Here is a 13,724-nt window from a genome sequence, read left to right on the forward strand (position 1 = left end):
CACGCATGTCAGGCGCCCTCCTCGGTGGCGGATTCCGATTCGGCGATTTCCTCTTCATCGAGGTAGCGGTAGGTCTTGACGGTCCCCGCGAGTTCGAGCGGCGCGTTGGCGGTGATGCCGCCGCCCTCGCCACGCGGCTTCAGCGAGATGTCGTGCATGGTCATGATCACCACGCGGGGCAGCGAGGCCACGCCGCTGACGAAACCGCCGAACTGGTGGTAGGTGCCCACCATGCGCAGCGCGATCGGCTTCTCGGCGTAGAACTCCTTGGGCTGCTCCGGTCCAGGCTGGAACAGCTCGTTGCTGATGCCGGTGGCGAGCGCGGTCTGCGAGATGTCGACGATCAGGTCGGGCATCTCGGTCTTGCTCGGCAACTGCCTCAACATCTGCTGGAGTTGCTGCTCCATCTGCGCCAGCTGCTGCTTGAGCGGCTCCAGGTTGGAGGCGCGGCCCTGCTTGGTCTCGAACTCGGTCCGCAGCTCCGTCTCGGTGCGCTCCAGCCCGGCCAGCGTGTCGAGCTGGTCGCGTACGAACACCCACCAGGCGAGGCCGACGATCAGCAACCCGACGATCACATACAGGCCGATCTTGGCCTGCTGCGGCCAGCCGCCGATGTTGTTGAAATCCAGCTCTTTGAGATTGATCTTCTTCTGGCTCACAACGCGGCTCCAGCGGGGGCGGCAGCGGGTTCCGAGGGTTCTTCGGCGGACTCGTTGCCGGAGTCCTGGGCCGCGCCTTCGACGGTTTCGGCCGGAACCACGGCCGGCTCGGCCACCTGCGCGGCATCGGCATCGGCCTCACTGGCCGCGGGCAGGGTTTCGGCGGCGGGGAGCGCCACCGCCTCGGCCGTCACCGGCACCGGATCGGGGATGCCGTCGCCATCCTCGTCCTTGGGCGCGTTCGGATTGGCCAGCTTGACCTGCAGGCTGAACTCGTACGGCAGCCCCTTGTCCGTGCCGCGCGCTTCGATGATGGCGAGCTCCGGATTGGACATCCAGCCGGAACCCTCAAGGTTGCGCATGTAGGTACTGACACGCGCGTTCGACTGGGAGCGGCCCTCGAGGGTCAGGGTCTCGTTGTCCTGCTTGATCGAGGTCAGCATCACTCCATCGGGAATGGTGCGTACCAGCGAATCGAACAGGTGGACCATCTGCGAGCGGTTGGCCTGCAGTTTCTCGATGACTTCCTTGCGCGCGAGCAGCTTGGACTTCTTCTTGTCCAGCTCCTCGATCTCGACGATCTGCTTGTCGACTTCGGCGATGCGGGCCTTGAGAAAGTCGTTGCGCTCGTTCTGTCCATCGATCTGCGCGTTGTAGAACCCGATCATCAGGAACGACAGCACCACGGCGGCGAGCGCCGACAGCCCCAGCAGGACCATCGCTTCCTTCTGGCGTTGCTTGCGGCGCTCGGCGCGCCACGGAAGGAGGTTGATCCGTGCCATCAGTCGAAGCTCCTCAGCGCCAGGCCGCAGGCAATCATCAGGGCGGGCGCATCCTGGGCCAGGGCGTGCGCCTGCACGCGCGGCCCCAGGGTCATGTGGGCGAGCGGATTGGCGACCATGGTGGGCACGCCCAGTTGCTCCTCGATCATCTGCGCGATGCCCGGGATCGCGGCTGAACCACCGGCGATGACGATCTGGTCGACGCGGTTGTACTCGCTGCCCGCATAGAAGAACTGCAGCAGGCGGCTGACCTGCTGGACCATCGCCTCCTTGAACGGCTCGAGCACCTCGGTTTCATAGGTGTCCGGCAATCCGCCCTGGCGCTTGGCCAGACCGGCTTCCTCGTAGCTCAGGCTGTAGCGGCGCATGACCTCGTCGGTCAGCTGCTTGCCGCCGAACACCTGCTCGCGGCTGTAAAGGCTGCGGCCGTTGCGCAGCACGTTGAGGGTGGTCATGGTCGCGCCGGAATCGATCAGCGCGACCAGCCCGTCCTTCGGCGCACTGAGCTGGTCGGCGAGCAGACCGAAGGCGTTTTCGATCGCGAAAGCCTCCACGTCCATCACCTTCGGAGTCAGCCCGCCCAGCTCCAGCGCCGAGGCGCGGACTTCGACGTTCTCGGCACGCGAGGCCGCCAGCAGGACCTGCACCGATTCGTTGCTGCCGGGCACCGGACCGAGCACCTCGAAGTCGAGGTTCACTTCCTCGATCGGATACGGCACGTAATTCACGGCTTCCAGTTCGACCTGGGCCTCGAGCTCGTCGCCTTCGAGGTCGGCCGCCATCGGGATCACCTTGGTGATCACCGCCGAACCGGCCACCGCGGCGGCGGCGTGGCGCGCACGCGTGCCCGAGCGCGACACCGCGCGCTTGATCGCCTCGCCCACCGCTTCGGGCTCGACGATGTTCTTCTCGACCACGGCGTTGGGCGGCAACGGCTCGACCGCGTAATGCTCGACGCGATAGCGGTTGCCCGCACGCGAGAGCTGCAGAAGCTTGACCGCAGTCGAACTGATGTCCACGCCGACGAGCGCCGGCTGGCTTTTGGTAATGACACCCACTGGTTATCTCCCCTTGCCACCAGGCGCTCGCGCGCTCTTTCCGTGGCCGCGTCCTAGATAACGGACTTTTTACGGGCCCGCAACCTTTCCATCCACTAATTGCCCACCAGTGCTCCTTTCTGCCGCTGGCGGGCGCATGGCATGTCTTTGGTCACCCGGGCCCGAATCCCCGCTCCTCTATACTCCACCTTCCCTGCCACCCGCAATTCGGATCTGCCAGATGCCGCTTCTTCGTCGCCTGCTGCGTTGGGGCCTGTTGGCCGCAGCCGGCCTCGCCGTCCTGGGTGTCATCGCCCTCGGCACCGTCTACTACATGATCGCGCCCACGCTTCCGGACGTGGAGTCGCTGCACAACATCGAGCTGCAGGAGCCGATGTACGTATACGCCAGCGACGGCCGCCTGATGGCGGTGTTCGGCGAAACCCGGCGCTACCCGGCCGAGATCGAAGCCGTGCCCGAGCGGCTCAAGCAGGCCTTCATCGCGATCGAGGACAACCGCTTCTACGAGCACCACGGCGTCGACTATGTCGGCGTGTCGCGTGCGATCTGGCTGTTGCTGACCACCGACGACGAACGCGTGCCCGGCGGTTCAACCATCACCCAGCAGGTGGCGCGCCAGTTCTTCCTCAGTTCCGAATACAGCTACGTCCGCAAGATCGCCGAGATGATGCTGGCCTGGCGGATGGAACGCGAGCTGGGCAAGGACGAGATCTTCGAGCTGTATCTCAACAAGAGCTTCTTCGGCAACCGCGCCTACGGCGTGACCGCGGCGGCCGAGTTCTATTACGGCAAGGACCTGGCCGAGCTGAGTCTCGACGAAATGGCGTCGCTGGCCGGCATTCCGAAGTTCCCCTCAAGCGGCAACCCCCTGAGCAACCCCGAGCGGGCCCGCCTCCGCCGCGACTACATTCTCCAGCGGATGGCCGAACTGGGGTTCATCAGCAAGGCCGAGATGACCCGGGCCCAGGCGGTACCGATGCACGCCTCGCCGCATGAACCGCCGATCCAGCTCTACGCCCCGTACGCGGCCGAGATGGTCCGCCAGGAGATGATCGAGCGTTTCGGCGCGGAGGCCATGACCAAGGGCTACCACGTCGTCACCACCATCGACGCGGAGATGCAGCGCGCGGCCAACCAGGCGGTGCGCGACGGGTTGGTGACCTACGACAGCCGCCACGGCTGGCACGGCGTCGAGCAGCACTTCGACCTTGCCGACGACGACGGCGCCGAAGCCGCCAGCGCCCGGCTGCGCGGCATTCCGACCCAGACCGACATGTTGCCGGCGGTGGTGCTCGGGACCGCCGACGGCAGTGCGACCGTGGTACTGCGCAGCGGGCGCGAGGTGACCCTGGGCCGCGAGGACGGCTGGAACAACCGTGCGCCGGCCACCCTGGTGAAGCGCGGCGACCTCGTCCGCGTGCACCGGGTCGATGAGGAGGCCGCCGACGCCTCGGAGGAAGGAAACAACGGGGATCCGTCCGCCACGCCGGCCAGCGCCCCGCGCTACGAACTCACCCAGATTCCCCGGGCACAGGCGGCCCTGGTTTCGATGGAAGCGGACACCGGCGCGCTGCGCGCATTGACCGGCGGCTTCAGCTTTGCCGGCAGCAAGTTCAACCGCGCCAGCCAGGCCCGCCGGCAGCCGGGCTCGAGCTTCAAGCCCTTCCTGTACGCCGCTTCGTTCGAGCGCGGCTTCAACCCGGCATCGATCGTACTCGACGCACCGGTCGTGTTCCGCGACCGCGCCGGCAACACCTGGCGCCCACAGAACGACGACGCGAAGTTCCTCGGTCCCATGCGCCTTCGCGAGGCCCTGGTGCGCTCACGCAACCTGGTATCGGTGCGGCTGCTCGATGCGATCGGGGTGGATTACGCACGCAAGTACATCAGCCACTTCGGTTTCGACGAGGACAGCCTGCCCCCCAACCTCTCGATGTCGCTCGGTACGGCGTCGCTGACCCCGTTGTCGGTCGCGCGCGGCTACGCCGTGTTCGCCAACGGCGGGTTCCGGGTGACGCCCTGGCTGATCGAGCAGGTCAAGGACCGCGACGGTGCGGTGGTGTTCGAGGAGAACCCCGCGACCGCCTGCCCGTACTGCGGGGCGGAAGGCCGGCGTGCCGCTGCGCCCGGGCGCAGCGGCGGCACGGTCGTGGAGGGCTTCAACCTCGGGCCGGTCGCGTCCGCACCCGAGCCGGCAACGCCCGAAGCCAGCGAGGCGGCCGAGCGGGTGGAACCGCCGGAGGACATGAAGGTGGCGCCGCGCGCCATCGACGGACGCATCGCCTACCAGCTGGTCTCGATGCTGCGCGATGTCGTCCAGCGCGGCACCGGCACCCGGGCCAAGGTGCTTGGACGCGAGGACGTGGGCGGCAAGACCGGATCCACCAACGAGCACCGCGACGCGTGGTTCTCCGGGCTGGGCGGTGGCTTGGTGACCACCGTCTGGGTCGGTCGCGACAACTTCGAGTCGCTCGGTCGCGGCGAGTACGGCGGCAAGGCCGCCCTGCCGGTCTGGATCGACTACATGCGGGTGGCGCTGGAAGACCGCCCCATCGCCGACAACACCCCGCCCGCCGGCATGGTCAAGGTCGGCGTGGCGGCGAACGGAAGCCTGCTGCCGCAGGCCAGCAGCGGCATCACCGAATGGGTCAAGACCGAAGACCTGGAGCGCATGCAGGCCTACGCCGAGTACGACAGCTACGGCCCGGAAGCCAACCAGGCCGAAGAGACGTTCGACATCTTCTGACCGTGCTAGCGTGGTCGCGCCGGCCTTCCGGGCCGGCTGCGGCCGCTCCGACGGGCCGCCGCATGCCGCCGCACAGTGGAGGCTCGCCATGCCACGTCACAAGCCGCAGGCCCGATCATCCAAGGCGACCAGCCGCCACGCCCAGCACCAGCAAACCCGGGTCCGCGAGCGCCGCGACCGGCTCGCCCGCGAAGCCGCCCGGCTGATGGCCGAGGGTGGCCTGCGGGACTACCACCAGGCCAAGCTCAAGGCCGCGCAACGCCTGGGCATCTTCGACGACGCCTCGCTGCCGGGCAATCGCGAGATCGAAGAAGCGCTGCGCGAGTACCAGCGGCTGTTCCACCCGGACCAGGGCGACGAACTGCGTCGGCGCCGGGAGGCGGCGCTTCGTGCGCTGGATTTCTTCGCCGCGTTCGAGCCGCGCCTGGTCGGGCCGGTACTGGACGGCACCGCCGATGCCCACAGCCCGGTGACACTGCTGTTGCACAGCGACGACCCCGACGCAGTGCCGCATTACCTGGACCAGCACGGCATCCCGGCCGAGGCCGGCAGCCGCCGCCTCCGGCTGGATCGCGAGCGCCATGGCGAGTTCCCGGTCTGGCTGTTCGGCGCGGAAGAACTGGCGTTCGAGCTGACCGTGCTGCCGCGCAACCTGCTGCGTCAGGCACCGCTGTCGATGATCGATGAAAAGCCCATGCCGCGGGCGAGCGTGGCGCAAGTACGACAGTTGCTGGATGACGGGGGCAGCGCGCCGGCCTTCCCTTGACCACGAAACAAAAAAAACGCCCCGCGGTGCGGGGCGTTGTCACAGCGGACCGGATGCGTCCAGTACTCAGCGTGCGTCCATGCCGACATAGTCGCGCTGGACAGCGCCGGTGTAGACCTGGCGCGGACGGCCGATCTTGTTCTCCGGATCGTTCTGCTGCTCCAGCCAGTGGCTCACCCAGCCGGCGGTACGGGCCAGGGCGAACATCACGGTGAACATCTCGACCGGAATGCCGAGGGCCTTGTAGATGATGCCCGAGTAGAAATCGACATTCGGGTAGAGCTTGCGCTGAACGAAGTACTCGTCCTTCAGCGCCGCCTCCTCGAGCTTCATCGCCACGTCCAGCAGCGGGTCGGACACGCCGAGCTGGCCCAGCACCTCATGGGTCATCTTCCGCACCAGCGCCGCGCGAGGGTCGTAGTTCTTGTAGACGCGGTGGCCGAAGCCCATCAGGCGGAAGCCCGAGTCCTTGTCCTTGGCCCTGTCGATGGCCGACTGCACGTTCTCCGGGCGGCCGATCTCGTTGAGCATCTTCAGCACGGCCTCGTTGGCGCCGCCGTGGGCCGGACCCCACAACGCGGCCACGCCCGAGGCGACGCAGACGTACGGGTTGGCGCCGGTCGAACCGACCAGGCGGACGGTCGAGGTGGAGGCGTTCTGCTCGTGGTCGGCGTGCAGGATGAACAGCAGGTCCATCGCCTTGGCCGCAACCGGATTGAGCTCCAGCGGCTCGCTCGGCACTTCGTACAGCATGTGCAGGAAGCGCGTGGTGTAGTCGAGGTTGTTGCGCGGATAGCGCAGCGGCCAGCCGATCGAATGGCGGTAGCAGGCCGCCGCTATCGTCGGCACCTTGGCGATCAGGCGGATCGCGGCAAGGCGGCGCTGCTCGGGATCCTCGAGGTCGAGATCGTTGTGGTAGAAGCTCGCCATCGAACCGAGCATGCCGACCAGCATCGCCATCGGGTGCGCATCATGGCGGAAGCCACCGAGAAAGCTCTTGAAGGCCTCGTGCATCATCGTGTGATGCGTCACTTCGTGCTCGAAGACACCGAACTGCTGCTGGGTCGGCAGCTCGCCGTTCATCAGCAGGTAGGCGACCTCGAGGAAGCTCGACTTCTCGGCCAACTGCTCGATCGGGTAGCCGCGGTAGAGCAGCACGCCCTCTTCGCCGTCGATGTAGGTGATCGCCGACTTGCAGCTGGCGGTCGCGGTGAAGCCCGGGTCGTAGGTGAAGCAGCCGGTCGCCTTGGGCAGCTTGCCGATATCGATGCAGGGCGCGCCCAAAGTGGGCTGCTGCACCGGCAGCTCGACGCGGTTGTCGCCGGCGGAAAGGGTGGCTTGGGCAAGCGCCGGGGCGCTGGAGTTTGAATCGGACACGAAGCACTCCTCGTTTCTGCGCGCTCGCGACCTTGCGTCGGCGAACGGACGGGGTGGGCAGAGGGTCGCGGGCTGCGCCGCGATGCGTCGATTATCGCACAATGCCTTGGCGCATGGTCCCGCGGCCCCGGCGCAACGGCTCCGTTCCCGCAACGGGATTGCGTCCGGAATCGAAGTGCGGATTGCGGCCGGATCCGCTGAAAACGACAACGGCCGCCCTGCGGCGGCCGTCGTGCGACAACGTGCGGTACGGCGCTTACTTGGCGTAGCGCTTGCGGAACTTGTCCACGCGACCGCCGGTATCCATGATCTTGTGCTTGCCCGTGTAGAACGGGTGCGAGGCCGACGAGATGTCGATCTTGATCAGGGGATACTCGTTGCCGTCCTCCCACTTGACCGACTCCTTGCTGCCAAGGGTCGAGCGGGTCAGGAACTGGAAGTCCGTGGTCACGTCCTGGAACACGACTTCGCGGTACTCGGGATGGATGCCGGCTTTCATTGGCACTCACCAATTATGCGGAGGGAAGCGCGGCAGTATAGCGGGCACTCCCGGCCCGGCGCAAGTCCGATCCACGCCCGCTACCCGGCCCCGAGGGCGGCCTCGATCAGGCGCTCGAAACGGATCTGGTCGTACCGCATCAGGATCGCCGCGTTGTCCGCGCCACCGCCCCGCCGCTGCCAGTCGACCACGGTGGCACCGCGGCTGTGGCGGCCCGACAGCTCGATCGCCAGTGGGCGCTCGGCGATCTCCAGTGCCCCCGCCGGCTCCAGCGCGAAGGCCATCGCCAGTGCATCGGCCGAGTGCCAGCGATCGCCGCGGCTGTCCCCGGACCATTGCCGGGTCTTGCGCGAGATGCGCTCGTAGAACGTCGCCCGCGCGGTGCCGCACGCAAGCCAGCGCTCGACATCGGCGTGCAGGAAGCCGTGTTCGAGCACGGCTTCCCAGTCGGCCAGGTCGATCCGGGGAAATGCATCGAACACGATGTGTGCCGCCTCGGGATCGAAGCCGATGTTGAATTCGGCGACCGCGCTGGTGTTGCCGCGGCCGGTCACCGCGCCGCCCATCACCACCAGACGCTGGACCCGCTGCGGCAGCGTCGGGTCGAGCTTGAGCGCGAGCGCGACGTTGGTCAGCGGCCCGAGGGCGACCAGCAGCAGCTTGCCCGCGTAGCGGTGCGACAGCCGCAGGATCGCCAGCGCCGCGTGCTCGGCTTCGGCGCCGCGGACCGCCGGCTTGAAACCGACATCGCCAAAACCGTCGCGGCCGTGCACGTAGCCGGCGTCTTCGGCCAGGTGCAGCAGCGGCGCCGCGCACCCGGCGAACACCGGCACGTCGGCGCCGACCACCTCGCACAGCTTCAGCGCGTTGGCGACGGTGTATTGCAGGCCCACGTTGCCGGCGGCGATGGTCAGGCCGACGACGTCATGGGCCGGATCGTTGAACGCCATCAGCAGCGCGAGGGCGTCGTCGACGCCGGGGTCGGTGTCGATCAGCAGCGGGATCTTGTCGGTCATGCGTCGATTATGCCCGTCAGGCGCCGGCGTAGCGGACCGCGCTGCCGACCCAGCGCGCGACGATCGCGTCGGCGGCGGCAGGTGATTCGCCCAGCAGGCGTTCGGCGATCGCGTGGACTTGCGGCAGCAGGTCGGCATCGCGGGCCAGATCGGCGAGCCGGAATCCGGCCAGTCCGGTCTGGCGCGTGCCCAGCAGTTCGCCCGGCCCGCGGAGCTCCAGGTCCTTCTCGGCGATCAGGAAACCGTCGTTTGTCTCGCGCATGGTTTCCAGCCGTTGCCGGGCCAGTTGCGACAACGGCGCCCGGTACAGCAGCACGCAGCTAGACGCCGCGCGGCCGCGTCCCACCCGGCCGCGCAGCTGGTGCAACTGCGCGAGGCCGAGGCGCTCGGCGTTTTCGATGATCATCAGCGACGCGTTGGGGACATCGACGCCGACCTCGATCACCGTGGTCGCCACGAGCAGGTCGATGTCGCCGGCCTTGAACGCAGCCATCGTCGCCTGCTTCTCGGCCGCCTTCTGCCGTCCGTGGACCAGCCCCACACGCAGCCCCGGGAGTTGCGCCGACAAGGCCTCGAACGTGCTTTGCGCGGCCTGGGCTTCGACCTTCATCGCGGCGCCGGGCTTGTCGGACTCCTCCGGGTCGTCGATCAGGGTGCACACCCAGTACGCCTGCCGGCCGTCGGCGCAGGCGCTGCGGATGCGTTCGACCAGCTCCGGCCTGCGTTCGGCGCTCAACGCGACCGTATGCACGGGGGTACGGCCGGGTGGCAGCTCGTCGATCGCCGACACGTCCAGGTCGGCGTAGGCCGACATCGCCAACGTGCGCGGAATCGGCGTGGCGGTCATCACCAGTTGGTGGGGCACGGTGTGTCGGGCGGCGAGTGTCCCGGCGATGGGGTCGGCCGCCGCGCCCTTGTCGCGCAGGGCGAGGCGCTGGTGCACGCCAAAGCGATGCTGCTCGTCGACGATGGCGAGGGCCAGATCATTGAAAACGACGCCCTCCTGCATGAGTGCGTGGGTACCGACCACGACCTGCGCCTCGCCCGCGGCCACCGCCTCCAGCACGCTCGCGCGGGCACGCCCGGTGACCTTGCCGGCCAGCCATGCCACCCGCACGCCAAGCGGCTCGAGCCAGCTGCGCAGATTGACCAGATGCTGCTCGGCCAGCAGTTCGGTGGGCGCCATGAGTGCCGCCTGGCGCCCGGCGGCCACCGCGAGCATCGCCGCGAGCGCCGCGACCACGGTCTTGCCGCTGCCCACGTCACCCTGCACCAGCCGGAGCATCGGCGAAGGCCGCGCAAGGTCGACAAGGATCTGCCCGAACACGCGCTGCTGCGCGGCGGTGAGCTGGAACGGCAGCGCGTTACGCAAGCGGGTGGCCAGCCCCGCGTCGTCCAGCACAGGGGCGGCGTTTGCCTGCTGGGCGATGCGCTGGCGCCGCAGGCTCAGGTGATGGGCCAGCAGCTCCTCCAGCGCGAGCCGGCGCTGGGCGGGGTGGCGCCCGGCGAGCAGCGTGGCCAGGTCGGCGTCCGCCGCTGGCCGGTGCACCATCAGCAGGGCCTCGCGCAGCGACGGCAGCCGGAGAGGGTGGCGGACGTGCGCGGGCAACAACTCCAGCGCATCGTCATCGGGTAGGCGGTCGAGCGCCAGGCCGATCAGCCGGCGCAGCGAGGCCGGCCCGATCCCTTCGATGGACGGATAGACCGGGTCGAGCCGGTCGCCGAGGGGGTCGTCGGCCGCATCATCGAGGATTCGGTAACCCGGATGGACGATCTCCAGTCCGTGCTGCCCGGGCCGCGGGGTTCCGTAGCAGCGGATGCGGGCACCGGGCCGGAACTGGTTGACCTGCGCCGAACGGAAGTGGAAGAAGCGCAGCACCACGGTGGCATGCGAATCGTCGCCAACCGCGATCCGCAGCATGGGCCGGTAGCGGAAGCCGCGCTCGACCGCCTCGACCCGCCCTTCCACCTGTGCCGCCACGCCGGGCTGCAGCGCACGGATCGGGGTCAGCCGGGTTCGGTCCTCGTATTGACGTGGCAACTGCAGCCACAGGTCCTGCAAGGTGGCCAGCCCGCGTGCGGCGAGCTTTTCGGCCAGCTTCGGCCCGCAGCCGGGCAGTGCCGTCAGCGGGCTGTCGCCGATCGCGGCCAGCGCCGGCGCGGCGATGCGGGCGCTGCGTCTAGCCAACGACCAGGACGGCGTCGACTTCGAACGCGGCGCCCTTGGGCAGCGCCGAGACCTGGATGGTCGAGCGCGCCGGATACGGCGCATCGAAATACTCGGCCATCACGGCATTGACCGTGGCGAAATCGCCAAGGTCGGTGAGGTAGAGCCCCAGCCGGGCCACCCGGTCCAGCGAGCCGCCGGCCGCGGTGCAGACCGCCTTGAGGTTGTCGAACGCGCGTCGCGCCTGCGCGCCGATGTCGCCGCCGACCAGTTCGCCGGTGGCGGGGTCGAGCGGGATCTGGCCCGACAGGAACACCGTGTCGCCCATGCGGACGGCCTGCGAGTAGGGACCGATCGCGGCCGGGGCCTGGTCGGTGTGGATCGGGGTACGGGACATGCGCGCTCCGGCGGGTTCGGTGGGGTCGCATTGTAGGAGCCGCCGCCGCGGCCTGCCAAAGACCGCCGGGGCGGCGCGCCGCTACATGCGCTGGACGCCGACCACCACGCCGAGCCGGCGCACGCGACGGATCACGTTGGCGAGGTGGCGGCGGTCGCCGACCTCGATGGAGAAGCGCAGCACCGCGATATGGGTATCGCGCTCGAGGTATTCGACCCGGTCGATGTTGGACTCCGCCTCGGCGATCGCCGCGGCGACCTGGGCGAGCGCGCCGGGGCGATTGTCGACTTCGATCCGCAGTGCCGCGCTGAAGTCGCCGCTGACCTTGCGGTCCCAGCCGATCGCGACCCAGCGGTCGGGCGACTTGCGGTAGTCGGCGACGTTCGGGCAGTCGAGCCGGTGCACCACCAGGCCCTTGCCGGCGGTGTGGTAGCCCATGATCTCGTCGCCCGGCACCGGCAGGCAGCAGTTGGCGAAGCTGATCACCCCGCGTTCGGCGCCGGTGATCAGGATCCGGTCGCGGCTCGGCGGCAGTGGACCGGGCTTGCGCTGGCCCGCCCGCGCGCCGGGCTCGCGCGCGAGCTGCATGGCGACCTGGCTCGGCATGCGGTTGCCCAGCGCGATGTCGGCCAGCAATGCTTCCAGTCGCGGATACCTGTGCTCCTGCAGATACGCCTCGACGCGGGTCGAAGGCACCCGTTCCAGCGAAGTGGCGAGTGCCTCGAGCGCGCGGTCGAGCATGCGATGGCCGAGCTGCACGGCATCCTCGTGCTCGATGTGCTTGAGCTGCTGGCGGATCGACGTGCGCGCCTTGCCGGAGACCACGAATTCGAGCCATTGCGGCTTGGGCATCGACGACCGGGCCGTGATGATCTCGACCCGCTGGCCGTTGGCCAGGCGCGTGCGCAACGGCACCAGCTTGCCGTCCACCCGCGCCGCGACCGCCTGGTTGCCCACGTCGGTATGCACGGCGTAGGCGAAATCGAGCGCGCTGGCGTTGCGCGGCAGCGACAGGATGTCGCCCTTTGGGCTGAACAGGTAGACCTCGTCGGGGAACAGGTCGACCTTGAAGTTTTCGAGGAACTCCAGCGACGAGCCGGTCGCGTGCTGGGTCTCCACCAGCCCGCTGATCCAGCTGTGGGCGCGGCTCTGCGCGCTGTTCGGCCCCTCGCTGCCGTCCTTGTAGGACCAGTGCGCGGCGATGCCCTTCTCGGCGATCAGGTCCATTTCCTCGGTTCGCAGCTGGACCTCCACCGGGGAGCCGTAGGGCCCGAACAGCACCGTGTGCAGCGACTGGTAGCCGTTGGCCTTGGGAATGGCGATGAAGTCGCGGAACCGCGCGTCCAGCGGCTTGTAGGTGGCGTGCACCACGCCCAGCGCGTGGTAGCAGTCGGCCACGCTGCGCAGCACGATGCGGAAGCCGAACACGTCCATGACCTGGGTGAAGCTCTTATGTTCGGCGCGCATCTTGGTGTAGATGCTCCAGGGCGACTTCACCCGGCTGATCAGCCGGTGCGAAAGCTTCTCCTTGGCCAGGCGCTGGGCGAGGTTGGCCTCGATCTGCACCAGCGCCTCGCGCCGCACCACCGGCTGGGTGCGGATGCGCTTTTCCAGTACCGCGTGGCGCCACGGGTACAGCGCGCGGAAGCCGAGGTCCTGCAGTTCGGCCTTGATCAGGTTCATGCCCAGGCGCTGGGCGATCGGCGCGTAGATCTCCAGCGTCTCGCGGGCGATGCGCGCGCGCGATTCGGCGTTCTTGGCCCCGAGCGTGCGCATGTTGTGCAGGCGGTCGGCGAGCTTGATCAGGATGACGCGCAGGTCGCGCGACATCGCCAGCAGCATCTTGCGGAAGCTCTCGGCCGCGGCCTCCTGGCGGTCGCGGAAGTGCAGCTTGTCGAGCTTGGTGACGCCATCGACCAGTTCGGCCACGGTCTCGCCGAACTCCACGGCGATGCAGCCGCGCGTCAGCGGGGTGTCCTCGATGGTGTCGTGCAGGATCGCCGCGATCAGGGTTTCGACGTCCAAGCCCTGGTCGGCCAGCACCCGGGCCACCGCAACCGGATGGGTGATGTACGGCTCGCCGGACTTGCGGGTCTGCCCCGCGTGCGCCGCCGCCCCCACCGCCCAGGCACGCCGCAACAGAGCGCGCTGCGGCTCGGGCAGGTAAGCCGCCGCCTGTTCCAGCTCGCGCAGGTAGTCCGGCGGCGTGTCTTCGTCGGCTACGGGCAGGCTCAGGGCGGGTTCAAGCGGGGTCATC

11 protein-coding genes are annotated in these 13,724 nt (G+C 68.5%); 2 read left to right on the forward strand and 9 right to left on the reverse strand.

Annotation, left to right across the window (positions count from 1 at the left end; translation table 11 throughout):
* Positions 1-8: 8 nt before the first annotated feature.
* Genes U8331_RS12270 through U8331_RS12280 form a run of 3 tightly spaced genes read right to left on the reverse strand, consistent with a single transcriptional unit; the run spans position 9 to position 2,499 of the window.
* On the reverse strand, positions 9-659 hold the full coding sequence (locus tag U8331_RS12270) for a type IV pilus inner membrane component PilO (protein WP_481131305.1): 651 nt from the start codon (positions 657-659) through the stop codon (positions 9-11).
* On the reverse strand, positions 656-1,441 hold the full coding sequence (locus U8331_RS12275; RefSeq protein ID WP_481131306.1) for a PilN domain-containing protein: 786 nt from the start codon (positions 1,439-1,441) through the stop codon (positions 656-658). Before U8331_RS12275 ends, U8331_RS12270 begins: the two co-directional genes overlap by 4 nt.
* Positions 1,441-2,499: a pilus assembly protein PilM gene (locus tag U8331_RS12280; RefSeq protein ID WP_481131307.1), complete on the reverse strand. Its 1,059-nt coding sequence runs from the start codon at positions 2,497-2,499 to the stop codon at positions 1,441-1,443. Before U8331_RS12280 ends, U8331_RS12275 begins: the two co-directional genes overlap by 1 nt.
* Positions 2,500-2,719: 220 nt before the next feature.
* Here U8331_RS12280 and U8331_RS12285 point away from each other — a divergent pair, with 220 nt between their 5' ends.
* On the forward strand, positions 2,720-5,245 hold the full coding sequence (locus U8331_RS12285; protein ID WP_481131308.1) for a penicillin-binding protein 1A: 2,526 nt from the start codon (positions 2,720-2,722) through the stop codon (positions 5,243-5,245).
* A gap of 88 nt (positions 5,246-5,333) precedes the next feature.
* Positions 5,334-6,011 carry a hypothetical protein gene (locus U8331_RS12290; RefSeq protein WP_481131309.1) on the forward strand — a complete coding sequence of 226 codons (678 nt, stop codon included), beginning with the start codon at positions 5,334-5,336 and terminating at the stop codon, positions 6,009-6,011.
* A gap of 66 nt (positions 6,012-6,077) precedes the next feature.
* On the opposite strand, the gene U8331_RS12295 is transcribed toward U8331_RS12290, so the two are convergent.
* The 6 genes from U8331_RS12295 to U8331_RS12320 all read right to left on the reverse strand — a co-directional run bounded on the left by U8331_RS12295 (position 6,078) and on the right by U8331_RS12320 (position 13,723).
* Positions 6,078-7,388 carry a citrate synthase gene (locus tag U8331_RS12295; protein ID WP_481131310.1) on the reverse strand — a complete coding sequence of 437 codons (1,311 nt, stop codon included), beginning with the start codon at positions 7,386-7,388 and terminating at the stop codon, positions 6,078-6,080.
* Between the two features lie 256 nt (positions 7,389-7,644).
* Positions 7,645-7,887, reverse strand: coding sequence for a type B 50S ribosomal protein L31 (locus U8331_RS12300; protein WP_036211427.1), 243 nt, complete (start codon positions 7,885-7,887; stop codon positions 7,645-7,647).
* Positions 7,888-7,967: 80 nt separating this feature from the next.
* The gene (locus U8331_RS12305) at positions 7,968-8,903 is read right to left on the reverse strand and encodes a nucleoside hydrolase (protein ID WP_481131311.1); all 936 of its coding nucleotides are present in this window, start codon (positions 8,901-8,903) and stop codon (positions 7,968-7,970) included.
* A gap of 16 nt (positions 8,904-8,919) precedes the next feature.
* The gene (recG, locus tag U8331_RS12310; protein WP_481131312.1) at positions 8,920-11,091 is read right to left on the reverse strand and encodes an ATP-dependent DNA helicase RecG; all 2,172 of its coding nucleotides are present in this window, start codon (positions 11,089-11,091) and stop codon (positions 8,920-8,922) included.
* Positions 11,084-11,467 (reverse strand): RidA family protein, encoded by a 384-nt coding sequence (locus U8331_RS12315; protein ID WP_481131313.1) that lies wholly within the window; start codon positions 11,465-11,467, stop codon positions 11,084-11,086. The genes recG and U8331_RS12315 overlap by 8 nt, the downstream gene beginning before the upstream one ends.
* A gap of 81 nt (positions 11,468-11,548) precedes the next feature.
* Positions 11,549-13,723: a RelA/SpoT family protein gene (locus U8331_RS12320; RefSeq protein ID WP_481131314.1), complete on the reverse strand. Its 2,175-nt coding sequence runs from the start codon at positions 13,721-13,723 to the stop codon at positions 11,549-11,551.
* Position 13,724 lies beyond the last annotated feature (1 nt).

The organism is Lysobacter sp. CC-YZS074 (assembly GCF_056739745.1).

What these genes read in the sequence shown, in the direction of transcription:
- U8331_RS12275 (WP_481131306.1), bottom strand. Translation starts at nt 1,441, where the DNA reads ATGGCACGGATCAACCTCCTTCCGTGGCGCGCCGAGCGCCGCAAGCAA.
- U8331_RS12285 (WP_481131308.1), top strand. Translation starts at nt 2,720, where the DNA reads ATGCCGCTTCTTCGTCGCCTGCTGCGTTGGGGCCTGTTGGCCGCAGCC.
- U8331_RS12290 (WP_481131309.1), top strand. Translation starts at nt 5,334, where the DNA reads ATGCCACGTCACAAGCCGCAGGCCCGATCATCCAAGGCGACCAGCCGC.
- U8331_RS12300 (WP_036211427.1), bottom strand. Translation starts at nt 7,887, where the DNA reads ATGAAAGCCGGCATCCATCCCGAGTACCGCGAAGTCGTGTTCCAGGAC.
- U8331_RS12305 (WP_481131311.1), bottom strand. Translation starts at nt 8,903, where the DNA reads ATGACCGACAAGATCCCGCTGCTGATCGACACCGACCCCGGCGTCGAC.
- U8331_RS12315 (WP_481131313.1), bottom strand. Translation starts at nt 11,467, where the DNA reads ATGTCCCGTACCCCGATCCACACCGACCAGGCCCCGGCCGCGATCGGT.
- U8331_RS12320 (WP_481131314.1), bottom strand. Translation starts at nt 13,723, where the DNA reads ATGACCCCGCTTGAACCCGCCCTGAGCCTGCCCGTAGCCGACGAAGAC.